Annotated in this window: 23 protein-coding genes and 1 tRNA gene; 13 read left to right on the top strand and 11 right to left on the bottom strand. The window is 64.9% G+C overall.

What is annotated here, in order from left to right:
• The first annotated feature begins 34 nt into the window (after window positions 1-34).
• Genes D0T21_RS21570 through D0T21_RS21560 form a run of 3 tightly spaced genes read left to right on the top strand, consistent with a single transcriptional unit; the run spans window position 35 to window position 3,928 of the window.
• Entirely contained in the window at window positions 35-2,071 is a 2,037-nt protein-coding gene (locus D0T21_RS21570) for an acetyl/propionyl/methylcrotonyl-CoA carboxylase subunit alpha (RefSeq protein WP_116991355.1), read from the top strand.
• A gap of 11 nt (window positions 2,072-2,082) precedes the next feature.
• Entirely contained in the window at window positions 2,083-3,015 is a 933-nt protein-coding gene (locus D0T21_RS21565) for a glyoxylate/hydroxypyruvate reductase A (RefSeq protein WP_116991354.1), read from the top strand.
• 1 nt (window position 3,016) lies between these two features.
• Window positions 3,017-3,928 (top strand): hydroxymethylglutaryl-CoA lyase, encoded by a 912-nt coding sequence (locus D0T21_RS21560; protein WP_116991353.1) that lies wholly within the window; start codon window positions 3,017-3,019, stop codon window positions 3,926-3,928.
• Window positions 3,929-3,938: 10 nt separating this feature from the next.
• On the opposite strand, the gene D0T21_RS21555 is transcribed toward D0T21_RS21560, so the two are convergent.
• From D0T21_RS21555 to D0T21_RS21530, 6 genes are all read right to left on the bottom strand, one after another.
• Window positions 3,939-6,293, bottom strand: a complete 2,355-nt coding sequence (locus tag D0T21_RS21555) for a beta-galactosidase (protein ID WP_116994512.1) — start codon at window positions 6,291-6,293, stop codon at window positions 3,939-3,941.
• Window positions 6,294-9,059, bottom strand: a complete 2,766-nt coding sequence (locus D0T21_RS21550) for a TonB-dependent receptor (RefSeq protein WP_116991351.1) — start codon at window positions 9,057-9,059, stop codon at window positions 6,294-6,296.
• Window positions 9,060-9,330: 271 nt separating this feature from the next.
• Window positions 9,331-10,065 carry a hypothetical protein gene (locus tag D0T21_RS21545; RefSeq protein WP_116991350.1) on the bottom strand — a complete coding sequence of 245 codons (735 nt, stop codon included), beginning with the start codon at window positions 10,063-10,065 and terminating at the stop codon, window positions 9,331-9,333.
• Window positions 10,066-10,150: 85 nt separating this feature from the next.
• On the bottom strand, window positions 10,151-10,891 hold the full coding sequence (locus D0T21_RS21540; protein WP_116991349.1) for a LytTR family DNA-binding domain-containing protein: 741 nt from the start codon (window positions 10,889-10,891) through the stop codon (window positions 10,151-10,153).
• 2 nt (window positions 10,892-10,893) lie between these two features.
• The gene (locus D0T21_RS21535) at window positions 10,894-12,201 is read right to left on the bottom strand and encodes a sensor histidine kinase (RefSeq protein ID WP_158568034.1); all 1,308 of its coding nucleotides are present in this window, start codon (window positions 12,199-12,201) and stop codon (window positions 10,894-10,896) included.
• A gap of 164 nt (window positions 12,202-12,365) precedes the next feature.
• Window positions 12,366-12,442: transfer RNA gene (locus D0T21_RS21530), tRNA-Pro, on the bottom strand.
• Between the two features lie 123 nt (window positions 12,443-12,565).
• Between D0T21_RS21530 and D0T21_RS21525 the strand changes: the two genes are divergently transcribed.
• Window positions 12,566-13,201 (top strand): hypothetical protein, encoded by a 636-nt coding sequence (locus D0T21_RS21525; protein ID WP_116991347.1) that lies wholly within the window; start codon window positions 12,566-12,568, stop codon window positions 13,199-13,201.
• Between the two features lie 3 nt (window positions 13,202-13,204).
• On the opposite strand, the gene rsmI is transcribed toward D0T21_RS21525, so the two are convergent.
• Entirely contained in the window at window positions 13,205-14,113 is a 909-nt protein-coding gene (gene rsmI / locus D0T21_RS21520) for a 16S rRNA (cytidine(1402)-2'-O)-methyltransferase (protein WP_116991346.1), read from the bottom strand.
• A gap of 10 nt (window positions 14,114-14,123) precedes the next feature.
• On the opposite strand from rsmI, the gene D0T21_RS21515 reads away from it, so the two are divergent.
• The 6 genes from D0T21_RS21515 (at window position 14,124) to cynS (ending at window position 18,286) form a co-directional block, all read left to right on the top strand.
• The gene (locus D0T21_RS21515; protein WP_229211586.1) at window positions 14,124-15,548 is read left to right on the top strand and encodes a penicillin-binding protein activator; all 1,425 of its coding nucleotides are present in this window, start codon (window positions 14,124-14,126) and stop codon (window positions 15,546-15,548) included.
• Window positions 15,549-15,555: 7 nt separating this feature from the next.
• A complete protein-coding gene (locus tag D0T21_RS21510; RefSeq protein WP_116991344.1) occupies window positions 15,556-15,906 on the top strand; it encodes a YraN family protein in 351 nt (116 codons plus the stop codon).
• A 57-nt stretch (window positions 15,907-15,963) separates the two neighbouring features.
• Window positions 15,964-16,560, top strand: a complete 597-nt coding sequence (locus D0T21_RS21505) for a phosphoheptose isomerase (protein WP_116991343.1) — start codon at window positions 15,964-15,966, stop codon at window positions 16,558-16,560.
• A complete protein-coding gene (locus D0T21_RS21500) occupies window positions 16,553-17,203 on the top strand; it encodes a BON domain-containing protein (protein WP_116991342.1) in 651 nt (216 codons plus the stop codon). The genes D0T21_RS21505 and D0T21_RS21500 overlap by 8 nt, the downstream gene beginning before the upstream one ends.
• Window positions 17,204-17,253: 50 nt before the next feature.
• Complete coding sequence (locus D0T21_RS21495; protein WP_116991341.1) at window positions 17,254-17,769, top strand: peroxiredoxin; 516 nt, start codon at window positions 17,254-17,256, stop codon at window positions 17,767-17,769.
• A gap of 73 nt (window positions 17,770-17,842) precedes the next feature.
• Window positions 17,843-18,286: a cyanase gene (gene cynS / locus D0T21_RS21490; RefSeq protein ID WP_116991340.1), complete on the top strand. Its 444-nt coding sequence runs from the start codon at window positions 17,843-17,845 to the stop codon at window positions 18,284-18,286.
• Between the two features lie 21 nt (window positions 18,287-18,307).
• Here the strand turns inward: cynS and D0T21_RS21485 are convergent, their stop codons facing one another.
• The 4 genes from D0T21_RS21485 to D0T21_RS21470 form a co-directional block, all read right to left on the bottom strand.
• Window positions 18,308-19,591 (bottom strand): DUF3034 family protein, encoded by a 1,284-nt coding sequence (locus D0T21_RS21485; RefSeq protein ID WP_373886682.1) that lies wholly within the window; start codon window positions 19,589-19,591, stop codon window positions 18,308-18,310.
• Between the two features lie 64 nt (window positions 19,592-19,655).
• Window positions 19,656-20,078, bottom strand: a complete 423-nt coding sequence (locus D0T21_RS21480; RefSeq protein ID WP_116991339.1) for a PaaI family thioesterase — start codon at window positions 20,076-20,078, stop codon at window positions 19,656-19,658.
• A 58-nt stretch (window positions 20,079-20,136) separates the two neighbouring features.
• The gene (locus D0T21_RS21475) at window positions 20,137-20,841 is read right to left on the bottom strand and encodes an anti-sigma factor domain-containing protein (protein WP_116991338.1); all 705 of its coding nucleotides are present in this window, start codon (window positions 20,839-20,841) and stop codon (window positions 20,137-20,139) included.
• A complete protein-coding gene (locus D0T21_RS21470; RefSeq protein WP_116991337.1) occupies window positions 20,838-21,425 on the bottom strand; it encodes a sigma-70 family RNA polymerase sigma factor in 588 nt (195 codons plus the stop codon). Before D0T21_RS21470 ends, D0T21_RS21475 begins: the two co-directional genes overlap by 4 nt.
• Before the next feature lie 145 nt (window positions 21,426-21,570).
• On the opposite strand from D0T21_RS21470, the gene D0T21_RS21465 reads away from it, so the two are divergent.
• The 3 genes from D0T21_RS21465 to D0T21_RS21455 all read left to right on the top strand — a co-directional run bounded on the left by D0T21_RS21465 (window position 21,571) and on the right by D0T21_RS21455 (window position 25,447).
• Window positions 21,571-23,589 carry a TonB-dependent receptor gene (locus D0T21_RS21465; protein WP_229211585.1) on the top strand — a complete coding sequence of 673 codons (2,019 nt, stop codon included), beginning with the start codon at window positions 21,571-21,573 and terminating at the stop codon, window positions 23,587-23,589.
• A 95-nt stretch (window positions 23,590-23,684) separates the two neighbouring features.
• Window positions 23,685-25,211, top strand: coding sequence for a DUF4331 domain-containing protein (locus tag D0T21_RS21460; protein ID WP_116991336.1), 1,527 nt, complete (start codon window positions 23,685-23,687; stop codon window positions 25,209-25,211).
• Entirely contained in the window at window positions 25,208-25,447 is a 240-nt protein-coding gene (locus D0T21_RS21455; protein ID WP_116991335.1) for a hypothetical protein, read from the top strand. The genes D0T21_RS21460 and D0T21_RS21455 overlap by 4 nt, the downstream gene beginning before the upstream one ends.
• Window positions 25,448-25,473: the final 26 nt, after the last annotated feature.

Here is a 25,473-nt window from a genome sequence, read left to right as displayed (position 1 = left end):
AAACTTCCAGCCACAAGCTGCAAAGAGAGAGACCATGTTTACAAAAATACTGATCGCCAACCGTGGTGAAATCGCCTGCCGTGTAGCCGCTACCGCGCGCCGCATGGGCATCAAGACCGTCGCCGTGTACTCGGAAGCGGACGCCAATGCCAAGCACGTCGCAGTGTGCGACGAAGCGGTGCTGATCGGCCCTGCAGCCGCCAAGGAAAGCTATCTGCGCGGCGAGAAAATCATCGCCGTCGCCAAGGCCACCGGCGCGCAAGCGATCCATCCGGGCTATGGCTTCCTGTCCGAGAACGCCGAATTCGCCGACGCCTGCGCCGAAGCGGGCCTGGTGTTCATTGGCCCGCCTGCATCGGCGATGCGCGCGATGGGCTCCAAGTCCGCCGCCAAGCAGCTGATGGAGAAGGCCAACGTGCCACTGGTGCCCGGCTACCACGGCGAACAGCAGGACGCCGACTTCCTGCACGCGCAGGCCGACAAGATCGGCTACCCGGTGCTGCTGAAGGCTTCGGCCGGCGGCGGCGGCAAGGGCATGCGCGTGATCGAGAACTCGGCGCAGTTCAAGGACGCGCTGGCATCGTGCAAACGCGAGGCGATCAGTTCCTTCGGCGACGACAAGGTGCTGGCGGAGAAATACCTCCAGCGTCCGCGCCACATTGAAATCCAGGTGTTTGCCGATACCCTCGGCAACTGCATCTACCTGTTCGAGCGCGATTGCTCGGTGCAACGCCGCCACCAGAAAGTGCTGGAAGAAGCGCCTGCGCCGAACATGCCGGCCGAACGCCGCGCAGCGATGGGCGAGGCCGCCGTCGCCGCCGCCAAGGCCGTCGGCTACGTCGGCGCCGGCACGGTGGAGTTCATCGCCAACCAGGACGGCTCGTTCTACTTCATGGAGATGAACACCCGCCTGCAAGTCGAACACCCGGTCACCGAAATGATCACCGGGACCGACCTGGTGGAATGGCAGCTGCGCGTGGCCGCCGGCGAGCCGCTGCCGAAACAGCAGCACGAACTGGCCATCAACGGCCACTCGATCGAAGCCCGTATCTACGCCGAGAATCCAGAGAAGGGCTTCCTGCCGTCGATCGGCACGCTGCGCCACATGGAAACGCCGGGCGCGGTCGCCTTTGAGCTGGGCGGCGCCGTCAACCTGCCGGCCGGCGTGCGTATCGATTCCGGCGTGCGCGCCGGCGATGCGATCTCGCCGTTCTACGATCCGATGATCGCCAAGCTGATCGTCTGGGGCGCGGACCGCAAGCAGGCCTTGGCCCGCATGGCGCAAGCGCTGTCGCAGTACCAGATCGTCGGCCTGGCCACCAACATCGCCTTCCTGAAACGCCTGGTCGAAGGCCAGGCCTTCTCGACGGCCGACCTGGACACGGGCCTGATCGAACGCAATCACGACGCGCTGTTCCCGGCCGCGCAAGCTGCGCCGGATGCAGCACTGGCGCTGGCCGCCGTGTCTCTGATCGAATCCGAAAAGGACCGCTCCGCCGCGCAATCCGGCCCCAACGCCGCCGATCCTTGGGGCCAGGCGCTGGGCTGGCGCATGAACCATCCGTACGTGCGCGCGCTGTCCTTCGGCGACGAATTCGCGGCGGCCAAGCCGTATGGCGTCAACGTCAGCTACCGCGCCACCGACTGGCTGTTCAGCGTCGGCACGGCGCAGCCGCAGGTACTGAGCCTGATGTCGCAGGACGGAAATGACTTCAGCATCAAGCTGGGCGAGCAGGCGGTACACGGCACCGTGCGCCGCGACGGCGACATGCTGCACGTGTTCACCAACGGCGCGCACTATCCGCTGGCCTACAACGATCCGATGGCGCACGCCGGCGAGACCGAGGCCGAAGGCGGCCGCCTGACCGCGCCCATGCCGGGCAAGGTGGTCGCGGTGCTGGCCACCAAAGGACAGGAAGTGAAGAAGGGCGACGCCCTGGTCATCATGGAAGCCATGAAAATGGAACACACCATCGCCGCGCCGCACGATGGCGTGGTCGACGAAATCCTGTACAGCGTGGGCGACCAGGTGGCCGACGGGGCGCCGCTGCTGGCGTTCAAGACGGCGTAAAGGAGGACATCATGCGTATTCTTTTACATCGGGCGGACGGCAAGACCGAGCCTTGGATCAAGGACTTTGCCAAGTACCTTCCGGAAGCCGAAGTCGAAATCTGGCATGCCGGCGAAAAGTGCCAGGCATGCGACTACGCGGTTGTGTGGTCGCCGCCGGAAGCGATGCTGCCGGACCTGGCGCAGGTCAAGGCGATCTTCGTCACCGGCGCCGGCGTTGACGCGCTGCTCAAGTTCAGCGACGCACTGCCGCCGCACATTCCCATCATCCGCCTGGAAGACGCCGGCATGGCGTTGCAAATGGCGGAGTATGTGACCTATTCGGTGCTGCGTTATTTCCGCCGCTTCGACGAGTACGAAACCCAGGCGCGCGCCGGCCAGTGGCTGCCGCTGCCGCAGCATCCGAAAGAAGATTTCGCGGTCGGCGTATTGGGCATGGGCGTGCTGGGTAAGCGCGTGCTGGAGGCGCTGGCGCCGTTCGGCTTCCCGCTGCGCGGCTGGAGCCGCACCGAGAAGAGCATGCCGGGCGTGCAGTGCTTCCACGGCGCCGACGGCCTGGACACCTTCCTGCGCGGCAGCCGCGTGCTGGTCTGCATGCTGCCACTGACGCCGGACACCAACAACCTGCTCAACCGCACCAACATGGGCAAGCTGCCGCAAGGCTCGTACCTGATTAACGTCGCGCGCGGCGCGCATGTGGCCGAGCCGGACCTGCTCGCGCTGATCAAGTCCGGCCACATCGCCGCCGCCACGCTGGACGTGTTCCGCAACGAGCCGCTGCCGGCGCAGCATCCGTTCTGGCAGGAGCCGCGCATCACGATCACACCGCACATTTCGGCGCTGACCTTGCGCCGCGAGAGCGTGCAGCAGATCGCCGAAAAAATCCGCAAGACCGCGAAGGGTGATACCGTCGCCGGCGTGGTCGACCGCAATAGAGGATATTGATATGAACAGTTTGCCGAAACAGGTAAAGATCGTCGAAGTCGGCCCGCGCGATGGCCTGCAAAATGAAAAAGAGAGCGTGCCCGCCGAAGTGAAGATCGAGCTGGTGAACCGCCTGACCAGCGCCGGTTTCCAGAACATCGAAGCGGCATCGTTCGTGTCGCCGAAGTGGGTGCCGCAGATGGCCACCAGCAAAGAGGTGATGGCCGCGATCACGCGCAAGCCGGGCGTGATCTACTCGGCGCTGACACCGAACATGCAGGGCTTCGAAGCGGCGCTGGCAGCCAAGGCGGACGAGGTGGTGATCTTCGGTTCGGCCTCGGAAGCGTTCTCGCAAAAGAACATCAACTGCTCGATCGCCGAATCGATCGCGCGCTTCGAAGGCGTGGCGAAAGCGGCCAAGGATAACGGCCTGCGCCTGCGCGGCAGCATCAGCTGCTCGTTCGGTTGCCCGTATCAGGGCGAAGTGCCGCTGGATGCGGTGGCCGACGTCGTGGGCCGCATGCGCGACCTGGGTTGCGACGAGATCGACATCGCCGACACCATCGGCGTCGCCACGCCGCGCAAGACGCAGGCGGTGATGGAGACGGCGATCCGCGCGTTCCGGCTCGACGGCTTGTCCGGCCACTTCCACGACACGTACGGACAGGCGCTGGCCAACATCTACGCCAGCCTGGAGCTGGGCATCACGATTTATCACTCGTCGGTATCGGGCCTGGGCGGCTGCCCATACGCCAAGGGCGCCACCGGCAACGTGGCCACCGAGGACGTGCTGTACATGATGCAGGGCCTGGGAATTGAAACCGGCATCGACCTCGATATCGTGGTCGACGCCGGCCAGTTCATTTCGCAGTTCTTGGGCCGCAAAGGCGCCAGCCGCGCGGGCAACGCCATCGCCGCCAAGCGCGCCGGCTGATCCGCACCGGCTATTCGCGGACCAGTTTGTCCGCGACGTACATGCGGTACTGCCTGATACGCCCGGTGACGGTGTCGGGCCCCTGGCGCGGCATGTAGCGCACGCCCGCCACCTCCACCTGCTGACCCAGATCGATGATCAGCTGGTGCGGGTGGCCGGTCCCACCGGCAAACGCGGTGTGCCAGTGATCCGACGCTTGGCCGTTGATCGCATTGAGCGCCGAGCCATCCTCCTTCTTCAACTCCTCGCTGCTGGCGTAGGCGATCGTCCAAGATTGCTGGTTGATGGTCTTGCCGTCCTTGCCCAGCAATGAAATCTCAGCCACCGCCGCATACTGCTTGCCGTCGAAGGCGCTCAGCGATTCAAGACAGAACTGGCGTCCCTTGACCGGCGCGGCGAACAGCACATCCTGGGTCGCGCCACCGGCGGCAAACTCGCCCGCCTGCGCCGGCGTGACGCCTTCCAGCGCCGGCTTGACCGTGCTGGGTGGCCGCGCCAGATCCAGCTCAGGATTGAGCTGGTCGAGTATCGGCTCCGTCAACCCGGCGATGCGGGCGCTGCGTGGGCCGGTCAGGTCGAGCACCACGATTTCGTTGCGGCCCTTCCTGATCCACGGGCCGGGCAGGTACATGGTCTGCGTCGGTCCGATGCTCCAGTAGCGGCCCAGGCAACGGCCGTTAATCCACACGATGCCCTGTCCCCAGCTCGACATGTCGAGGAAGGTATCAGCCTGCCGGCCGGCCTCGAAGCCGCCGTGCCAGAAGGCCGGTCCTTTGGTGCGTCCGCGCTTGAACGACAGCGGCGGCAGCACGCCATCGGCATCGAAGTCGATGGCGCGGATTTCCCAGTTCTCCAGCGTCTGCGCCGCGCCGTCCTTGGTGGTGAACGTCACCGGACCATGCAGGCCCTTGCGGTCGTGGACCTCCAGCCCAAAGTTCACCCGCGCGATGGTGTACAGCAGGATCTCCACCGTCACGGCCTTGCTGCGCGCCGGCACGGCAACCGAGAAGCGGCGATGGCGCGTATCCAGCGTCCCCACCTGCTTGCCGTCGATGTAGACCCAAGCCAGGTCGCGCACCTTGGCGGCGGCGAGCAACCCCGCCGGACCGGCCGGCAGCCGCACGCGATAGGCAACCAGGCCGCGGCTGATGTCGTACTGCTCGATCGGCTCCGGCGAAACGGCCTTGATCGTGCGCGCCGGCAGGTTGGCCAGCACCGGCGCCGACTCGCTCAGCGCAAACGCATCGATGCGCATGACGGGATTGCGCGCCGGCGGCTCGGGCAGCACTTCACCCGCCGCCAGGAACGGCCGCATGCCTTCGCGATAGGCGTTGAACTTGGCGCCCATCCATCCGGCTTCACTGATCGGCGCGTCGTAGTCGTAGCTGGTGGTGTCCGGCCGGAAGGGACGATCGCAGCCGCCCCACAGGCCGAAGGTGGTGCCGCCGTGCGCCATGTAAAGGCTGAACGAACCATTCGCCTTCAGCATGGCCTGGATGTCGATGACGGCGCTCGTATTGTCGCCGCGACGGTGCGGATTGCCCCAGGTGTCGAACCACCCCGAGTAGTATTCGCCGCACATCAGCGGCGCCTGCTGCACCGCCGCCAGCGCCTTGAAGCCGCTGGCCGGATCGCTGCCGAAGTTGGCCACCGAGAGCATGCCGGCGATATGGGTCTTGGCCACCGCGTTGGTCGGATTGCACTGGAACAGCGGCACGTCGAACCTGGCGTCGAGCAGCGCCTGGCGCAGCACGCGCATGTAGTCCAGGTCTTCGCCGAAGAAGCCGTACTCGTTCTCCACCTGGACCATCAAGATCGGGCCGCCCTGGGTCACCTGCATAGTCCCCAGCACGCGGCCGACTTCATTCAGGTAGCGCCGCGCCGGGTCGATAAAGGCCGGATCGCGCGTGCGAAGGAAGGCGTCGCCCGGATTTTTCTTCAACAGCCACCACGGCAGGCCGCCCATCTCCCACTCTGCGCAGGCGTAGGGACCGGGACGCAGGATCACCCACAGCCCTTCCTGCTGCGCGAGCCGGCAGAATTCCACCGCGTCGCGCTGGCCGCTCCAGTCGAACTTCCCTTCGCGCCACTCGTGGTAGTTCCAGAACAGATAAGCGCACACAGTGTTCAAGCCCATCGCCTTGATGGCTTTCAGGCGGTGCGTCCAGTACTCGCGCGGCACGCGGGCGAAGTGCATTTCGCCGCAGCGGATCTGGAACGGTTTGCCGTCGATGAGAAAATCGCTGGCGCCGACCGCAAAGCGCGGCGCGGCTTGCGCGCCGGCGTGGATCGGCAGCAGGGCGCCGCCGGCGACGGCAGCAGCGCCTTGCAGCAGGCGGCGGCGGGGCAGGTTCGCTCGCGTCATTTAGAACGCCACTCGCAGGCCAACGTTGGCGCGGCGGCCGACATCTTCCAGCGTAAGGAACTGCGATTCGTTGTTGGCATATTCGTGCATCCGGGCGTTGTTCAGGTTGATGAAGTCCGCGTACAGGGCCATCTTCGGCGTCAGGTTGTAGCGCAGGCTGGCGTCGCTCTGGCCGTAGGCTGCGCGGGTGCGCGGCAGGGTGCTGCCGCCACCGCAATCGACGGAGAAGTGGTTGCGCCAGTTGTAGCTGACCCGCGCCTGGAATTTGTCGTTCTCGTAGAACACCGAGCCATTGTACGACTGCGGCGACAAGCCAGGATAGCCGCAGGCCGGCGCGCCGGTGTCGGTGTCGCGGGTCGCGCTCGCGTCCACATAGGTGTAGTTGGCGGCGACGCCGAATCCCTTCAGCCAGGAGATGTTGTTGTCGAAGGCGTACTGGCCGGCCAGTTCCACGCCCTTGATCTTGCCTTCCTGTCCGTTGCGCACGCGGGTGTCGTGAACCACTTCGGTGTACTGCGGGATTTTCATGTCCACCATCTTGGTCTCCAGGAAGTTGGAGACATCCTTGCGGAAGATGGCGAGGCTGACGTAGTTGGTCTTCGACAGATACCATTCATACGACAGATCGTAGTTCTTCGACTGCATCGGCTTCAGGTAGGGATTGCCGCCACCGGTTTGCACGTCGCCGTAACGGCCGCCGTAGGAATTACTCACGCCCATCTGGTTCAGCGTCGGACGGGTCTCGGTCTTCGATGCGGCCAGGCGCAGCAGCATATCCGCCGTCAGGTCGAACTTCAGATTGGCGGACGGCAGGAAGCTGTTGTAGCTGTTGGTGACGGTGTTGACGGCGGTCGGGCCCCAGTTCAGGATGTAGGTCGTGTCGTTGGGGCTCTTGGTTGCCGACAGCAGGACGCGGCTGATGCCGGTCGACGCCGAGTTCACGTGCACCACGCGCATGCCGGCGTTGGCCGACCAGCCGGCGCCTTCCCATTTGGAGTCCAGGAAGAAGCTCGATACCTTCTCCTTCACGCCCCACATATCCGGCTTGGTGTAGTCGATCGCCATCGGGCCGTTCGGGTACTTGCTCTTGTCCAGATACAGCGCCGGATCGTTGGATTGCGCCAGCAGCGACGGCTGGTTCAGATAGTTCATGTACTCGTACGGATTGAAGCTGAGATAAGCGCTTGGAATCTGCGCGCCATTGCCCAGGAAGTTATCCATCGGCGTTACCGTGAACAGCGACGATGGCAAGCCGACGTGATAGCCGCTGAAGGCATTCCAGGCGTCGTTATTCCACTGGGTCCGCTCGACGTTGCGCTGCGAGTAGGCCATGCCGGTATCGATGCCCTTGAAATAGCCCATCTCGTGATTCCAGGCCAGGCTGAAGCGTCCTTCCTGCAGATCGTCGAGATTGCGGATGTCGCCATAGGAGACGGCGTGCGCGCGCACCGCGGTCGGATCGGCGATGCCGTCGCCGAACACCAGGCCGGGGGTGGCGCCGAAGGTCAGCGTGTCGCCATTCTTGGGCACCATGCCGGCCACGATCCACATATTCGGCGACTTGGAAGTGGTGCGCGAGCTGGAGATATCGCCTTCCAGTTTCAGCTCCGGCGCCAGCGCCCATTTCGAGTTCAGGCCGAACGCCTGCGTGGTGGACAGGCGATCGCCGCCCTTGACGATCATGTCGTTCGAGTTGGCTTCGCCCAGCAGCTGGCCGCTACCGGCCAGCGCCGGGTTGTTGGCGTAGAAGATAGAACCGGGCCGCAGGAAGCTGGTGACCTGGTTGTTGGAGTCATACTTGACGCCGAGCTGCACCGGGTTGTTCCAATCGGAGAACGCGATCACGTCGTTCTTTTGGTCGAGGCGCGAGTACAGGGCGTCCGCCGTCAGTTTCCAGGTCGGCGACGGGTTGTATTGCACCGTCAGATTGCCGACCAGGCGCTTGCGGCTTTCGTTCTCCTGCTGGAAGCCATAGCTCTGCGGCATGTAGAGCTTTTTGGTGGTCACGTCGGCCATCGTCAACCCTTTGGAGTTGAGGTCGCCATTGATCATGGACACGTCGCGGTAGTTCCAGGCGTCGTTGACGGCTTTGTTTTGCTTGGAGGCGCGGTCGGTGTAGGAGAGAGAGCCGGTCACGCCGAAGCTGCGGTCCGCATTGGCAAACGAGTACATGCCGCTGATATTGGGCGTGTTCTTCTTGGAGTTGCTATCGTAGGAGTCCGAGACATTGACCACCGAGCTGTGGCCCAGCTTGCCCGACAGCGGCCGCGCGGTCTGGATATCCACCGTCGAACCGATGCCGCCCTCCGGCAGGAAGGCTTGCGACGTTTTGTAGACCAGCGCTTTCGAGATCAGGTCGGAGGACAGCAGGTCGAAGGAGAATTCGCGGCCGCCGGTGTCGCTGGTCATGGTGCGGCCGTTGACCAGCACATTGTTGAACTCCGGGCCCAGGCCGCGCACGGAGATATAGCGGCCTTCGCCGTTGTTGCGCTGGATCTGCACGCCGGTAACGCGCTGCAGGGATTCGGCGATATTCGTGTCCGGGAATTTGCCGGCATCCTCGGCCGACACCGCATCGACCACGCCGTCCTGGATGCGCTTGGTGGTCAGCGACGAGGACAGCGAGGCGCGGATGCCGCTGACGACGACAACGGGACCGGTATCGAGCGGCTTGGCCTCGCTCGACGTTTGCGCGGACGCGCCCATCATCATCAACATTTCAGCTACGACGGCGGCGATGATTGTTTTCGAAGTATTCAATTTCATTGTGTCTCCAGATTTTTAATTTTAGGAATGAATGAATGTGCGAATGCCTGCCTGTCACGGCGCTAAGCTCTAATAGTTGGAAACAGGCGCTCGCCGGATGCGGCGAGCTAGCAGGCGATGGGCCAGTTGAGCGTAGTCGGTTGCATGGTCTCTCCGTAATTTTTGAATGCGCGTTTTCCCCGCGCTCGTTTCATATTACGCAAGAGCTTATTTGGCAACCAATTTCATATTTAATAGGATCTATGAACTATTCGTATAGCTCGCTTGCGGCTCAGCGCGTCACGGCCGGCACGAAATCGAATTCCAGCAGCGCGTCGTCCGGCCAGTCCTGGTCATGGACCGGGGCCAGGTAGACCTTGCCGCCATCCTCGAGCAGGCTGGCCGACAGCTGGCTGCGGCGGCCATTCCAGCTGAGATACATCGCGGCGACCGGACGCGGTGCGATATTGTCGACCTTGATCCGCGATGTCACGCAAGGCTGGCCCGCCGCGTTCATCAGCTTACGGATCACGTAGGGGAGTTCGTATTGCTCGACCGCCCAGCGCACCGCGCACTCCAGCCGCAGATCGCCCAGGCGACGCGCGTTGGGCGGCACACCCGGCGTGTGCACGTCCGGACGCCAGCGGAACGTGCCTGGTTTGCGATTGAGCAGCAGCTCGGCATCCTCCTTGCTGGCGGCCTCGCTGCGCGGCACGGAGAACGTGCCGTCTTCGGCGACCGCAAGCGGCAGGCTCATCTCATCGCCCGCGATGCGCAGCTTGATGTTCTGGAGCGAGGCGTTGGCCGTCCTGGGCAACAGCACAAAGCGCAGTGACGCGCCGGGCGCCATCTGGTGCTGCTGCTCGAAGACGTCCAGTCCGGCGCTGAAGGCGCGGTAGGTTTTCCAGTCAGGGTCCTTGGCACCGCTGACGACGACCGCTTCTGGAACGTCCTGGCCGCCGCTGAATGCCGGATTCAGTACCAGGCACTGCAACAATAACAGGCCGGTTTGTGTCATGCGTTTCATGGTTTTCATGCAAGGAGATTAACACAACTATATAAGCACTTATATAAATATTTGAACGATGCCGGCGGCGTGCCGTGCGCCGGGCTTACATCTGCCGGAACTGCCGGCTGTACGCCTCGCTGACCTGGAGTTTTTCCGCCCGCCCCTTGAGCTGGATTTCCATCGCCCCGCCATAACGGTCGATGTGGTCGATGGCCTGATAGTTGACGATGGCGCCGCGATGGATTTGCGCGAACTGGCTGGGGTCCAGCTGCGCGACCAGGCTTTTCAGCGGCAGCCGTATCAGCGCATCGCCGGCCGCCGTGACCACCCGCGTGTATTTGTCTTCGGACTGGAAGTACAGCACATCGCTGACCATGACCAGCCGCACCGTGTTCGCCACCGAGGCCTTGATCCACTTCATGTAAGGCGCCGCCGCGGGATTGCCGAACACCTGCTGCCAGACGCCGGGCGGCACCTGGAACGGATCGCGGCTGCGGGTCTTCAGGCGCTTGATGGTTTGCAGCAGCCGCGCGGCGTTGAGCGGCTTGACCAGGTAGTCGGCGGCGCCGGCCTCGAAGGCCTGCACCGCGTATTCCGCATACGCGGTCACGAAGACGATCTGCGTCGATTCCGGAATATGCCGCGCCACTTCCAGCCCGCTCAGGCCGGGCACCTGGATGTCGAGGAACACGATGTCGGGCTGCCGCGATTCCAGCAGCGCCACCGCTTCGATGCCGTTCTCGGCCTGTCCCACGATCTCCAGCTCAGGCCACAGCGCGCGCAGGTGATCGGCCAGTTCGGCCATCAGCAGGGGTTCGTCTTCGACGATGACAGCGGTGGGCATGTTCACTCCTTCCCGGCCGGCAGTGGCACGCTAAGTGCGGCGTCGACGCCGCCGGACTGCGCCGCCGTCACCGCCAGCGACGCCGCATCGCCGTACAGCAGTTGCAGGCGCTCGTGGATATTCGCCAGGCCGAAGCCCTGGCCCATCTGGTCGGCCAGGCCGGTGCCGTCGTCGCTCACCAGCACCCGCAATCGGGCGCCGTTCGAGGTGGCGACGATGGCGATCTCGCCGGGCCGGCTGGCGCGTTCCAGGCCGTGCTTGACGGCGTTCTCGACCAGCGAAATCAGCATCGCCGGCGGGAAGGGCAGCGCCAGCAACTCAGGCGCCGCATCGATACGGAAACGCAGGCGGTGGCCCATGCGCACCTGCATGATCGACAGATAGTTGCGCGCCAATTCCAGCTCCCGCTCCAGCGTCGACGACACCGAGCGCATATCCGGCAGGGCATTCTGCAGGTAGCCCACCAGATAGTCGAGCATTTGCTGGGCGGCGCCGGCGTCGGTGCGGATCAGGTATTTCAGATTGGCCAGCGTGTTGAACAAAAAATGCGGCTCGACCTGCGCCTGCAAGGCGGACAGCTTGGCGTTGAGGGCCACCCGTTCAAGTTCGCGCTCGCGCCTGGCCGCCTTCAGCGCGTGGTCGCGCTGCTCCAGTTGAGTCCGCAGATGCGCGGCCACCGCCTCAACGGCGCGCAGCGCGCTGCCGTCCTGCGCCCAGAAAAAATCCAGGCCGAAGCGGCGCCGGATGCGGACCTGGATCGCCTCGCCAGGCTCACCGACGATGGCCACTTCGATACTGCGTCCCGACCACAGCGGCCGCCATGGTCCCAGCCAGATCTTCCCCTGGAACATATTGCGCGCAAACACGGGCGGACGGTGATAGCCCAGCGCCACGCCGATGGCCAGGCCGGACAGCGTTTCGGCGCACAGGTCGATGGTGCTGAGCGGATCGAGCGGCGAGACCAGCAAGACGCAGGGCCGCGAGGAGATCATCGCCTCGCTCAGCGGCGTGCCGGCTTCGCGCAATTCGGCCAGCGTGCGGCGCACGCTACCCAGACCGACCATGCCGCCGAGGAAGAGGGGATAGCATGCGATGAGCACCGACCAGCCCCAGCGCGGCCAGTGCCCCATGACCGGTCCCGCCGAATAAGCGGCGGCCATGAACAGCATGCAGAGCAGCGCCAGCACGATCGCCATGCTGGCGGCCGGGCGCAGTATCGATTGCCACAGGTAGCGGCGCATCAGCGACCGGTCGTGCTCGACGACCTGCGGCCTGACAAGAAAAGACGGTTTGGTGGTGGACATCATCATAGGCTCCAGCCTGGGGCAACGGGAAAACATTCTATCCGCTGGCTGGCGATGCGACGCCGCTTGCGATCAACGGCCCAAAAACGAGGATGAACAGGGCAATTTTCCGGCGCTGGATAAAAAAAAGACCCAAGAGCCGAAACTCTTGAGTCTTTTTTCTTGAATCTTGGTCGGAGTACAAGGATTCGAACCTTGGACCCCCTGGTCCCAAACCAGGTGCGCTACCGGACTGCGCCACACTCCGAAGAAGCAAGATAATACAAGCTGCTCCAGTATCCGTCAAGTGTCACTATGAAATCAGTATGTACCATGGCGATTTTTTTTCAATGTGAGATTATGGCGGTGTGCATAAATTATCTAAAAAGCCATGAGCGCGACCTTTGAGCAATTCCAACCCGCCCCGATGCGGCGGCCGGGGATCGTCGCGGGCATCGCCGTCTCGCTGGTGCTGCATGCGGCGCTGATCTTCGGCTACCGGCTGGCGGCCCCCACCGCCCCTGACGAGCAGCGGCCGGCCAAGACCATGACGGTCTGGCTGCGAACACCCGAGCCGCCCAAGCCGGTCGTGGCCAAGGTGGAGCCGCCGCCCAAGCCGAAACCGGAGCCTGTCCAGGCGCGCAAGCGCGAACGGCCGCGGCTGGCCAGCCGCGCCAGCCCGCCAGCGCCAGCCGCCGAGCCAGCCCCGGTCACAGCGCAGGCGATCACGCTGCCGGCGCCGGCCAGCACCGCGCCCGATCCGTTGCATCCGGAACTGCAACCGAAGAAATTCGACATGAACGAGGCGCTGAAAACCGCTCGCAAAGAGGCCAACGCCAAGGATCCGGCCCGCGCCGGCTTGCCGGTGGCGCAGCTGGAAGACCATCCGCTGTATCCTCAGCGGGAGAGTCAGCTGGCGCGCGACATCCAGGGCGCCAAGCGGCCCGACTGCAAAAACACCGGCGCCGGCCTGCTGTCCCCGCTCATCTGGCTGCTGGACAAGAAAGACAGCGGCTGCAAATTCTGATGACTATTCGTCGCCCTTGAGCTGCAAGGCGCGGTCGTACAGCGCGTTTTTCTTGCGGCCGGTGATCAGCGCCGCCAGGTTGGCCGCCTGCTTAACCGAGCATTCGGTCAGCAGAATCTTGAGGATGCGTTCAGCCTCCACATCCTGCTCATCCTCGGCCGCCGGCGCACCGGCCAGCAGCACGACGAACTCGCCTTTTTCGCGATGCGCATCGGCCTTGATCCACGCTTCCGCCTCGGACAGCGGACAACGGTGGATTTCCTCGAACATCTTGGTCAGCTCGCGCGCGAACACCACCTGGCGCTCCGGCTCGAACACCGCCGCCAGCGCCGTGGCGCAATCGAGGATGCGGTGCGGCGCCTCGTAGAACACCATGGTGGCCGTCACCGCGCGCAGCGTGCCGAGGAAGTTCTCGCGCTGCTTGGCCTTGGCCGGCAAAAAGCCCACGAAGTAAAACTGGTCGTTCACCAGGCCGCTGGCCGACAAGGCCGTCACCGCCGCCGAGGCGCCCGGCAGCGGCAGCACACGCAAGCCGGCCGCCCGCACCGCGTCGACGATGCGCGCGCCCGGATCGGACACGGCCGGCGTACCCGCATCCGACACCAGCGCGATGCGCTCGCCGGCCTGCAGGCGGGCGATCAGCGTTTCCGCCACTTCGCGCTCGTTGTGCTGGTGGGCGGCGATCAGCGGCTTGTGCAGGCCGAAACGGGTCATCAATTGGGCGGTGTTGCGGGTGTCCTCGCAGGCCACGGCGTTGACCAGGCTCAAGACATGCAGCGCCCGCAGGCTAATATCCGTCACATTGCCGATCGGGGTCGCCACGACGTACAAGGTTGCGCTAGGATAGGTCTGGTGCGCCATTTCGCCCATCACGGGCAGGGTGGCGATGGAGCTGGATTCTTGTGCGGTCATTGGGGGTAGGATGAATAGTGTGAGGTTGTCGCTGCTGTGTGCGATTGCGGCCCTGGTCAGTGCGTGCAGCACGCCGTTCTGCAATGCGCCCGGAGGATTGTGCGCGCCCGGCTCATCAAATACAAGTGCCGCGCCCGCCGCACTGCCGCCGGCGCGCCCGGCGCCGCTGCCCAAGCCGCCGCCGGAACCGACGCCGCCGCCCGCCGAAACCTTCGCCGTCACGCTGCCCGGCATGGCCCCGCCAGCCCGCACCGCCCCCACCGGCGCCGGCCTGACCGTGACGCCGGACGCCGTTCCCGGCCCGGCGCGCGCCGCCGACGAGACGGCGCAACCGTCCAACGCGACTATCCGCATGACCTTGCTGCTGCCGCTGCGTTCCGAAACGCTGGGCCTGGCCGCGTCGTCGGTGCGGGCCGGCTTCCTGGCGGCCTGGGAGCGCGACCGCGACAACATCACCGTCACCGTGGTGGAAACCGGCGACGTGCCGCAGGACGTGCTGGCCAGCTACGCCCGCGCCCAGCAACAGGACGACATCATCGTCGGCCCGCTGGCGCGCTCCGCCGTGGCGGCCATCGCCGCCAGCCCGCTGCTGCAAAAACCGACCATCGCGCTGAACTATCCGGAAGGCTACGGCATGGCCGGCGCCGCGCCGCTGCCGCCGCTGATGCTGGCCATGGGCCTGTCGATCGAAGAGGAAGCGCGCCAGGCCGCCCAGTGGGCCGCCGCCGACCTGCCCGGCAGCACTGCCATCATTTTAAGCACCAGCACGCCCTGGCAGCGTCGCGTGGCGGCCGCCTTCGCCGCCCAGTGGCAGCGCCACGGCCTGCCGGTCAAGATGGTGGAGCTGAGCGCGCCCGACGGCTACCTCAGCGACCCGGAGCTGGTGCAACTGCGCGCCCGCCTGCGCGACGATCCGCCCGGCCTGCTGTTTTCCGCCATGAGCGCCGACCAGACCCGCCAGCTGCGCGGCGCCCTCGGCGACGCCTTCAACAGCGAGCCGACCAATCCGACCTTCAGCACCGCCGATGCGCTGCCGCCGCCGCCCGTTCCGGCGCCGGCGCCGCAATTGCGCGCGCTGCCGATCTACGGCACCTCGGCGCTGAACCCCGGCAGCGGCAGCAATAGCCCGACCCAGGAGCTGGACGGCGTGCGCCTGCTGGACCTGCCGTGGCAAATCCAGCGCGACCATCCGGCGGTGATGGTCTACCCGCATCCGCTGCAATCGAACAGCGCCGACATCGAGCGCCTGTACGCGCTGGGCATCGACGCCTATCGCGTGGCGCGCGAGATCGTCCGTCACCGCTCCGGCCGCTTCCAGCTGGACGGCGTGACCGGCCGGCTGACCATCGATTTCGGCCAGGGCGCGGCCAGTTTCGAGCGCGTCGAGCAGCCGGCGGTGTATAAAAACGGCGTGCCGCTGCCGGTCACGCCGTGAGACCGCCATGCCGCAGACCACCCAACAACGGCTGGGCCGGCTCGGCGAAGACCGGGCGCTGGCCCACCTGAGCGCCGCCGGGCTGGTGTTGGTCGAGCGCAATTTCCTGTGCAAGGCCGGCGAGATCGACCTGATCATGCAGCACGGCGCCCACCTGGTGTTTGTCGAAGTGCGGCGCCGGGCCCTCAGCCGGTTCGGCGGGGCGGCCGCCAGCGTCACCCCGGCCAAGCAGCGGCGGCTGATCCACGCCGCCCAGTTCTACCTGCTGCGCTACCGCAATGTGCCGCCGTGCCGCTTCGACCTGGTCGCCATCGACGGCGAAAAATTGTCATGGATACAAAATGCGCTGGAAATGTAAGCATTTTTAACAGCGCTTGTCCGGCTCGATGTGCGGCTGCACTATAATCAGCACACTATGAATAATCAACGCATACTCTCGCACTTCCACGAAAGTGCCGAAATCAAAATCCAGTCCGCCACCGTCCTCGCTCCGCACATCGCTCAAGCGATCGAGCTGATGTTCTCGGCGTTGTCCAACGGCAATAAGATTCTGGTGTGCGGCAACGGCGGTTCGGCCGCCGACGCCCAGCACTTCGCGGCCGAGCTGGTGGGGCGCTTCGAGCGCGAACGCTTCCCGCTGCCGGCCATGGCGCTGACCACCGACACCTCGATCCTGACGGCGGTGGCCAACGACTACAGTTACCGCGAGATCTTCTCCAAGCAGGTGCAGGCGTTCGGCCAGGCCGGCGACATCCTGCTGGCGTTCTCCACCTCGGGCAACTCGGCCAACGTGATGGCGGCGATCGAAGCGGCGCTGGAGCGCGAAATGCGCGTGGTGGCCATGACCGGCAAGGGCGGCGGCGCCATCGGCAAAATGTTGACCGACGCCGACGTGCACATCTGCGTGCCGGCCGACCGTACTGCCCGTATCCAGGAAGTCCATCTGGTGACCATACACTGCATTTGCGACGGCATCGACGTCGCGCTATTCGGAGGAGATGTGAATGACTAATCCCGGCGCAATCTGGAAAAAAGTACAACGGCCGCTGGCCATGAGCGTGCTGTGCGGCGCTATGCTGGCGTCGTTGTCGGGCTGCGTCGCGCTGGTCGCGGGCGGCGCCATTTCCGGGACGCTGGCCGCAACCGACCGCCGCACCCTGGGTGCGCAGACGGAAGACCGGGCGATCGAGGTCAAGGGCAGCATCAAGCTCAACAACGTCGTCGGCGATGCGGGTCATACCAACATCAACAGTTTCAACCGCCGGGCGTTGCTGACCGGCGAAGTGCGCGACGAGGCCATGAAGGCCGCCGCCGAGCGCGAACTGCGCGGCATCGAAGGCGTGGTGACGGTCATCAACGAGCTGGAAATCGCCGGCCCGTCGAGCTACACCTCGCGCTCCAACGATGCCCTGATCACCACCAAGGTCAAGGCCAGCCTGGTCGACATGAAGGATATCTCGGCCAACTCCTACCAGGTGGTGACCGAGCGCGGCGTGGTCTTCCTGATGGGTCGCGTGACCCAGCGCGAAGGCCAGATCGGCGCCGACGTGGCGCGCGGCGTGAGCGGCGTGAACAAGGTGGTCAAGGTGTTCGAATACATCACCGAGGAAGAGTGGAAGAGCTTCCAGCCGAGCAAGTCGGCGTCCAACCCGTAATCCGGAGGAGGTCTATAATGGCCTCATCTCCTTAGTCGCCTGGGTCCATCATGCAAAAGACGCAATCCCCCGCCTGGATCAAGCCAGTGCTGGCCGCCGTGCTGATCGGCGCCATCGGCTTTGGCGGCTACCTGTCGCTGAACAAGCGCCAGAGCGCGCCGGAAGTCACCTTCCTCAGCATCAAGGGCGAGAAGATCTCGCCGGAGAGCCTGCGCGGCAAGGTGGTGATGGTCAATTTCTGGGCCACCTCGTGCACCACCTGCGTGGCCGAGATGCCGAAGATGGTCGACACCTACAACAAGTTCAAGGGCCAGGGCCTGGAGTTCGTCGCCGTGGCGATGAGCTACGACCCGGCGAACTACGTGCTGAACTACGCCGAAACCCGCCAGCTGCCATTCAAGGTGGCGCTCGACGCCGACGGCTCGGCAGCCAAAGCCTACGGCAACGTGGCGATGACGCCGACCACCTTCGTCATCGGCAAGGATGGCAAGATCCTCAAGCGCTACCTGGGCGAACCGGACTTCGCCGCCCTGCACAAGCTGCTGGAAGAATCACTGCACGGCTAAAAGCCTGGAAGGCCGCTATCTGGCACGGCACTTGCATCGCATAGGACTCTCCTCAACCACCGGAAAGCCCATCATGGATCGCAACCAAGTCACGCAAAAAATCCTGTCCGTCAAAGTCGCCAAACAGCTGCGCTGGGCCGAACTCGCCGCCGAATTCGGCCAGAGCAAGGAGTGGACCACCGCCGCGCTGCTGGGCCAGATGACCTTCAGCCGCGTCCAGGCCGACAAGGCGCAGGCGCTGTTCGGCCTGACCGACGAAGAGGCGGCGTGGCTGCAGATCGTGCCATACAAGGGCTCGCTGCCGACCGCGGTGCCGACCGACCCGCTGATCTACCGCTGGTACGAGATCGTCAGCGTCTACGGCACCACCATCAAGGAACTGATACACGAGGAGTTCGGCGACGGCATCATGAGCGCGATCGACTTCTCGATGGACATCCAGCGCGAAGCCGATCCCAAGGGCGACCGCGTGCAGGTGGTCCTGAGCGGCAAATTCCTGCCCTACAAATCATACTAACGTGCATGGCGGCGCGCAGCGTCAAAAACCGGTTTGCAGCGACAGATACAGGCCGTGCTGCTGTTTCGGATTGAAGACCGTGATATCGCCCAGCTGCGCGTACGCCGCCGTCAGCGAGACATGCTTGGTCGGGAACCAGGCGACGAAAGCGTCGTAATACGCCTTCTCGTGGTCCACGCCCAGGTTGTGCGGCTTGCGGCGGTACTCTGCGCCGACCGCCAGCTTGCGGTTGACCAGGTAGGCAATCGACACCTCCGGCATCAGCCGCATGCTGTCGCCCTGGTCGCCGCCGAATCCCAATAAGCCCATCTGATTGGCGCGCGTCGCCCGCAGCGTGCCGTTTAGCAGCAGGCTCTGCTCGAACAGGATCTTGGTGGCCGCCACGTAGTAATCGTAGCCATGATCATCCTTGGCGCCCAACTGCATCACATTGGTCACGCCCAGCGCGCCCAGTCCGCCCACACCCTTGTTGCGCTTGTACAGGATGCCGACCGCCACCTGCGGCATCATGCTGTCCTGCTCGTAGACGGCGTCGCCCGCCACCTTCAGCTTCACGCCCAGGATGTCCTGCTTGATGTTGAGCTGGTTCAGCGGCGCCAGGCTGCCCTTGAATTCCTGTGTCGCCAGCGAGAGCTCCAGCCGGTCGGCGATGCCCACCGCCACGCCGTAGCTGTTGAGCTTGTAGTCCTGGGTGTCGATGTAGGTGTAGTGCGCATTGGCGCCCCAGCTGTCGCGCGTGCCGTAGCCGCTGATCAGCGCCCACGGCGTGATGCCGCCGCCGCCGGCGCCTTCCACCTGGCTGACGCCGCCGGTGGCGAGGAACTTGCCCATCTCCGGCTTGGCCTGCGTGGTCGTGGTCACGATGGCGCGCTGCATCGGCGCCAGCTTGGCGATCAGCTTGTTCGATACACGGCTGGGCACCTGATTCTGCTCCATCGCGATCTGCAAGTCCTCGGTCAGCGCGTTGAACATCGCATTGGTGATCTTCAAATCCTGGTGCACAGTGGTCATGTCGCGCACGGTGCCGACGCCGTCCATCGTCTTGTCGCGGTATTTGCCGGTGTACTTGCACGGACCGCCAGCGAATTCGCAGAACTGTTCCTGCAGGCGCACGTTGAGCTGCGCCATGTCGAAGTCGGCAAAGTTGTCCTTGATGCGCGGATCGGCCAGCACCAGCGGAATGAAGGTATCGACGATTTTCTTGATGCCGTCCTTGCCACCGAGGCCTACGTAGGTGGCGTCATCGGTGTAAGGCGTTTGCGCGGAGGCCAGCGACGAGACCAATAGCAAGCCGAGCACGGCCATCCTGGAGAATGTCATCATCTCGGGTCCTTACGCGTGGGATGTGTGTCCAACGCCAATTTAGCAGTTATTTCGGGTACAGAACCATCTGTGTGCAGCGGAACAACGCTATCGTCTTACCAGTAGCCTTGTTGCTGACGATGGCGTCCCACACCTGCGTGGTGCGGCCCAGATGCACCACCTTCGCGGTCGCCTCGACGACGCCGTCGCGCGCCGTGCCCAGGTGATTCGACTTCAACTCGATGGTGGTGAAACTGTGCGCGCCTTCCGGCAGGTGCGAGAAACAGGCGTAGCCGCAAGCGGTGTCGGCCAACGTCACCACGCTGCCCGCGTGCAGGAAGCCGTTCGGCGCCAGGTGCTGCGGCGTGACGGCGAACTCGGCGACGATCTCGCCTTCGCGCACGCCGGTGATGACGATGCCCAGGAGGTCGGGCAACGTCCCCTTGCCGAACTGGTTGAAGTATTCCGGGTTGAACTTGCTGGCGTCCATGACTGCCTTTCGCGAATGGGGCTTGCGCCCGACATCCGCGATGATAGCAACTTTCCCCTTACATCACCCGGACCCAGTTACCCTTGTACAGAATCGGTCCAGTCGGCCCGTTCGGATCCGGCGAGCCACCCTTCGGTTCCAGCGTGACCGCCAGCAGCGCCACGTCGTCGCCGATGGCCTTGCTGGTCATCGCCAGCTTGACCTCGCCACGCTCGCTCAGCAAACCCAGCGAACGCGGATGGCCCGACTTCGGCACCGCCCACAGTTCCAGCGATTTGTCGCCCGGCACCGCCGCCGCGCCGACCACCCGCACCGTCATCGCCTGATGGCGGCTGTCGCCGGTCAGCAGCAGCGCGGTCTGCGCCTTGTCGTCGGTCAGCGTGGCCACGTAGTCGAGCTGCGGCGCCTGCAGCGTGCGCACGCTGATCGTCACCACCAGCAAGGCCGCCACGGCGGTCGACACCACGCCCAGCGAACGCCAGAACGTCAGCGAATCGTTGCGCCAGAACTGCCACGCCGCATATGCGCGCGGCAGGTTCAGGCGGCGCTCGATGCCTAGCCACACCTGCTTGCGCGGCTGCTGCGCGCTGGAGAACTCGGCCAGCGGCACCAGCCGGTCCTGCCATTCGACGACGATGCGGCGCAGCGCGGCATCGTTATGCAGATGGCCTTCGAAGCGGCGGCGCGCGCCGCCCTTGAGCGTGCCCAGCACGTATTCCGCCGCCAGCTTGTCGCGCAGCGCAGCGTTGTCGCGGAGGTTCATGCGCGCTCTCCCTTGGCCAGGCAAGTCTTCAACTTGTCGAGGCTGCGGCGTATCCAGGTCTTGACGGTGCCGATCGGCAGCGCCATCTGCTGCGCCACTTCGCTGTGCGACAGGTCATGGAAAAAAGCCAGGCCCAGCACCTGCCGGTGCAGCCCTTCCAGCGCCGACATGCAGTAGGCCAGCGCCTTGGCGTCGCGGCTCATTTCCAGCGCCTCGATGGGCGTGGCTCCGGGATCGTGCAGTGCATTGATAACCTCGCTGTCAAACTGTTCGCCGTCGATTTCGGTGGTCACATCGCTGCGGCGTAACAGATCGAAAGCCTTGTTGCGGACGATGGTCGTCATCCAGGTCATGGGTGCGGCCAAATGGCTTTGATAGGTGCCGGCGTTGTTCCAGATCGCGACGAAACTTTCTTGCAGCACCTCTTCGGCCAGTTCGCGCTTGATCAATATACGCAGCGCGAAGCCAAACAGTTTCGCCGAAGTCGCATCGTAGAGCGAACGAAAGGCGACCGCGTCGCGCTTGGCCGCGCCTTGCAGCCAGATGCGCAGCTGCTGGGGATCGAGAGTATTCGCGTCTGACACTGCGGGCCTTCGGGAAGTGGGGAAAAGTAGCAAGCGTGAGAAAAATACCATATCGCGCATGCGCGCGACCACATATTTATTTTGAATCCGACCGCCACGCCGCTGCGTACATGGCTCATCGAAAAGGCAACGCGGGAGCAGAATTGTGAGCAAGAGCGTGATCAAGAACGGTATCGCCGGACTGGCCGCCGCAGCCTGCGCGGCCGGCGCCGGCGCCACCGAAGACGGCGCGCCGGCCGCACGCGTGATCGTGCTGGCGCACTACGACAACGCGGTCGGCACCTCGGACGCGGCCAGCCAGGGCACGGTCACGTCCAGCCTGATCGCCAGCCGCCCGGCGCTGCGCACCGGCGAGCTGCTGGAATTCGTGCCCGGCATGATCGTCACCCAGCACAGCGGCGACGGCAAGGCCAACCAGTACTTCCTGCGCGGCTTCAACCTCGACCACGGCACCGACTTCGCCACCTACGTCGACGCCATGCCGGTCAATATGCGCAGCAACGCCCACGGCCAGGGCTACTCGGACCTGAACTTCCTGATCCCGGAGCTGGTGCAGCGCATCGACTACAAAAAGGGCAGCTACTTCGCCGACGAGGGTGATTTCTCATCGGCCGGGGCCGCCCACATCCGGCTCGCCGACCGCCTGGCGCAAGGTTCCGCCAGCCTGACGCTGGGCAGCTACGGCTACCAGCGCGGCGTGCTGGCCGACTCGTTCGCGGCGGCCGGCGGCACGCTGCTGTACGGCCTGGAACTGAGCCGCAACAACGGCCCGTGGCAGACGCCGGAACAGGTGCGCAAAACCAGCGGCACACTGCGCTACACGCGCGGCGACGCGCAGGACGGCTACAGCATCACCGCCATGGCCTACCGCAACCGCTGGAACGCCACCGACCAGCTGCCGCAGCGCGCGCTGGACGACGGCCGCCTGGACCGCTACGGCAGCGCCGATCCGAGCGACGGCGGCGACACCTCGCGCACCAGTCTTGCGTGGGCTATGCACCAGCGCCGCGAGGGCAGCATCACCGAAGCTTCAGCCTATGTGGTGCGCTCCAGCCTGGACCTGTACAGCGACTTCACCTACCTGCTCAACGACCCGGTCAACGGCGACCAGTTCCAGCAAAGCGAGCGCCGCACGATGGCCGGCATCAATGCGAGCCAGACGTGGGTCAGCCAGCTTGCCGGTGTGGACATGCGCAACAAATTCGGCGTGCAGACGCGCTACGACCACATCGCGCCGCTCGGCTTGTACCACACGGTCGCGCGCCGGCGCATCGCCACCGTCAGCGAAGACCGCGTCAACGAAACCAGCGCCGGCCTGTATTGGGAAAACACCAGCTACTGGTCGCCGGCCTTGCGCAGCATCGCGGGGCTGCGCTATGACGCCTACCGTTTCAACGTCAACGGCGGCGGCGCCGAAGCGCACAAGGCCTCGCCCAAGCTGTCGCTAATCTTCGGCCCGTGGAACCAGACCGAGTACTTCGTCAACTACGGCGCCGGCTTCCACAGCAACGACGCGCGCGGCGTGCTCAAGGCCGCCGATCCGGCCACGCCGCTGGTGGGCACGCGCGGCGCCGAGCTGGGGGTGCGCAGCGAATGGCTGCCCGGCCTGCAAAGTTCGTTGTCGCTATGGACCCTCGATATCGATTCCGAACTGGTGTTCGCCGGCGACAGCGGCGACACCGAGGCGAGCCGCCCCAGCCGCCGCCGCGGCATCGAGTGGAGCAACCACTACATCGCCGCGCCGTGGCTGTTGTTCGATCTCGACTTGTCGGCCTCGCGCGCCCGCTATCGCCGCAACGACCCGGCCGGCAACTACGTGCCGGAGGCGTTGGACAAGGTGGCCTCGTTCGGCGTGACGGTCAAGGATATCGGCCGCTGGTCCGGCGGCTTCGAACTGCGCTACTTCGGTCCGCGTCCGCTGATCGAGGACAACAGCGTGCGCTCCGCCGCCGCCACGCTGGCCTACGGCCGCATCAGCTACCAGCTGGACCGCAAGACCAGGCTGACGCTGGACGGCTTCAACCTGTTCAACCGCCGCGCCAGCGACATCGATTACTACTACGCGTCGCGCTTGCCGGGCGAGCCGGCGCAGGGCGTCAACGGCGTGCACGTCCATCCGGTCGAACCGCGCACGCTGCGACTGACATTGAGCAGGAATTTTTAAGCGATAAATCTTATCTAATTTGAATCCGGCGCGCGGCCAGCACCGTATATCAAGACGCAGTACCTGGCAGATCAACCTATAGGGGAGAAAACGAAATGCAAACTATCGTCAAACACGCGATGCGCGCGGCCGTCATCGGCGCAGTGGCAAGCGCATTCGCACCAGCGGCCATGGCATCCAGCCACCGCGAGGCACCGTTCGTCGCGCAGAGTCCCAAAGTCGACGGCACCGACTTCTACATTTTCCGCAGCTATGAAAGCGGCCGCGCCAACTTCATCACCCTGATCGCCAACTACATCCCGCTGCAGGATGCCTACGGCGGCCCGAACTACTTCGCCATGGACCCGAACGCGCTGTACGAGATCCACATCGACAACAACGGCGACGCCAAGGAAGACCTGACCTTCCAGTTCCGCTTCAGCAACGCCAACAAGGACACCAAGCTCACCGTCGGCGGCAAGCAGGTGTCGATCCCGCTGGTGATCAACGGCGGCGCCATCGCCGGCCCCAACGCGCCCGGCGCCAATGTGCGCGAGACCTACACCGTCAACGTGGTGCGCGGCGACCGCCGCACCGGCACCAAGGCCGCCGTGACCAACGCGGCCGACGGCACCAGCACCTTCGACAAGCCGCTCGATAACATCGGCAACAAGTCGATACCGAACTATGCGGCCTATGCCGCCGCCCACATGTACAACGTCAACATCCCCGGCTGCAGCACGCCGGCGCGCATGTTCGTCGGCCAGCGCAAGGACCCGTTCGTGGTCAACCTCGGCGAGACCTTCGACCTGGTGAACATCAAGGCCCCGGCCACCGAGTTCAGCGCCAACGCCGAGAAGGCCGCCAGGGACGACCTGGCCGACAAGAACGTGACCTCGATCGAACTTGAAGTGGCCGCCTCCTGCCTGACCGCCGCCGGCAGCAGCGATCCCGTGATCGGCGGCTGGACCACCGCCAGCGTGCGCCAGGCGCGCCTGCTCAATCCGACGCCGAATTCCAGCGCACCGTCGAAGGAGGGCGGCGCCTGGACCCAGGTATCGCGCCTCGGCATGCCGCTGGTGAATGAAGTCGTCATCGGCCTGAAGGACAAGGACACCTTCAACAGCAGCAAGCCTTCCGGCGACGCGCAGTTCGCGACCTACGTCACCAATCCAACGCTGCCAGCATTGATCGAAATCCTGTACGGCAGCGCCGGCGCCAAGGCGCCGACCAATTTCCCGCGCAACGACCTGGTGGCGGCCTTCCTCACCGGCGTCAAGGGCCTGAACCAGCCGGCCACCGTGGTCGCTTCGGAGATGCTGCGCCTGAACACCTCGACGCCCGCCGTCGCGATGGGCGCGCAGAACCGCCTGGGCGTGATCGGCGGCGACAATGCCGGCTTCCCCAACGGCCGCCGTCCCGGCGACGACGTGGTCGACATCGCGCTGCGCGTGGTGATGGGCAAACTGTGCACGCTGAACCTGGGCTGCGCGCCCACCGACGCACCGGCCGGCGGCCTGCACTTCACCGACGGCGCCTACCTGGACGACAGCTTCTTCACCGCCGCCTTCCCCTACCTGAAGACGCCGATCGCCGGTTCGCCGCAAACCTCGGGCGTGCCATCCAACCGGAGCGCGCCATGAAGTACCTTGGCCTGATTGCGCTGCTGGTGCTCAGCGCATGCGGGGGCAGCACCCACTATGAAGACCACACGCCGGTCACGCCGCCGCCACCGCCGCCGGTGGTGACGCTCGACGCGTTCTACACGGCGGTACTGGCCATCATCGGCGATGGCAGCGAAACCTCCTCCGAGCCGATAGCGACAGACAGCATCGTCGCCACCGCGCCGGAGGATACGGAACCGGTCGCATACAAGTAAGCCATGCGCTACAAGGGCGTACGCAA

The organism is Duganella sp. BJB476 (assembly GCF_003416895.1).
Classification (GTDB): Bacteria; Pseudomonadota; Gammaproteobacteria; order Burkholderiales; family Burkholderiaceae_D; genus Rugamonas.
This window is presented reverse-complemented; position numbering and strand designations above follow the sequence as displayed.

Coding starts and splice junctions, on each gene's coding strand:
- D0T21_RS21570 (WP_116991355.1), top strand. CDS start 35: ATGTTTACAAAAATACTGATCGCCAACCGTGGTGAAATCGCCTGCCGT.
- D0T21_RS21535 (WP_158568034.1), bottom strand. CDS start 12,201: ATGATGATGTCCACCACCAAACCGTCTTTTCTTGTCAGGCCGCAGGTC.
- D0T21_RS21505 (WP_116991343.1), top strand. CDS start 15,964: ATGAATAATCAACGCATACTCTCGCACTTCCACGAAAGTGCCGAAATC.
- D0T21_RS21540 (WP_116991349.1), bottom strand. CDS start 10,891: ATGCCCACCGCTGTCATCGTCGAAGACGAACCCCTGCTGATGGCCGAA.
- D0T21_RS21495 (WP_116991341.1), top strand. CDS start 17,254: ATGCAAAAGACGCAATCCCCCGCCTGGATCAAGCCAGTGCTGGCCGCC.
- D0T21_RS21480 (WP_116991339.1), bottom strand. CDS start 20,078: ATGGACGCCAGCAAGTTCAACCCGGAATACTTCAACCAGTTCGGCAAG.
- D0T21_RS21515 (WP_229211586.1), top strand. CDS start 14,124: ATGAATAGTGTGAGGTTGTCGCTGCTGTGTGCGATTGCGGCCCTGGTC.
- D0T21_RS21460 (WP_116991336.1), top strand. CDS start 23,685: ATGCAAACTATCGTCAAACACGCGATGCGCGCGGCCGTCATCGGCGCA.
- D0T21_RS21485 (WP_373886682.1), bottom strand. CDS start 19,591: ATGGCCGTGCTCGGCTTGCTATTGGTCTCGTCGCTGGCCTCCGCGCAA.
- cynS (WP_116991340.1), top strand. CDS start 17,843: ATGGATCGCAACCAAGTCACGCAAAAAATCCTGTCCGTCAAAGTCGCC.
- D0T21_RS21510 (WP_116991344.1), top strand. CDS start 15,556: ATGCCGCAGACCACCCAACAACGGCTGGGCCGGCTCGGCGAAGACCGG.
- D0T21_RS21525 (WP_116991347.1), top strand. CDS start 12,566: ATGAGCGCGACCTTTGAGCAATTCCAACCCGCCCCGATGCGGCGGCCG.
- D0T21_RS21455 (WP_116991335.1), top strand. CDS start 25,208: ATGAAGTACCTTGGCCTGATTGCGCTGCTGGTGCTCAGCGCATGCGGG.
- D0T21_RS21555 (WP_116994512.1), bottom strand. CDS start 6,293: ATGACGCGAGCGAACCTGCCCCGCCGCCGCCTGCTGCAAGGCGCTGCT.
- D0T21_RS21550 (WP_116991351.1), bottom strand. CDS start 9,059: ATGAAATTGAATACTTCGAAAACAATCATCGCCGCCGTCGTAGCTGAA.
- D0T21_RS21545 (WP_116991350.1), bottom strand. CDS start 10,065: ATGAAACGCATGACACAAACCGGCCTGTTATTGTTGCAGTGCCTGGTA.
- D0T21_RS21500 (WP_116991342.1), top strand. CDS start 16,553: ATGACTAATCCCGGCGCAATCTGGAAAAAAGTACAACGGCCGCTGGCC.
- D0T21_RS21475 (WP_116991338.1), bottom strand. CDS start 20,841: ATGAACCTCCGCGACAACGCTGCGCTGCGCGACAAGCTGGCGGCGGAA.
- rsmI (WP_116991346.1), bottom strand. CDS start 14,113: ATGACCGCACAAGAATCCAGCTCCATCGCCACCCTGCCCGTGATGGGC.
- D0T21_RS21565 (WP_116991354.1), top strand. CDS start 2,083: ATGCGTATTCTTTTACATCGGGCGGACGGCAAGACCGAGCCTTGGATC.
- D0T21_RS21560 (WP_116991353.1), top strand. CDS start 3,017: ATGAACAGTTTGCCGAAACAGGTAAAGATCGTCGAAGTCGGCCCGCGC.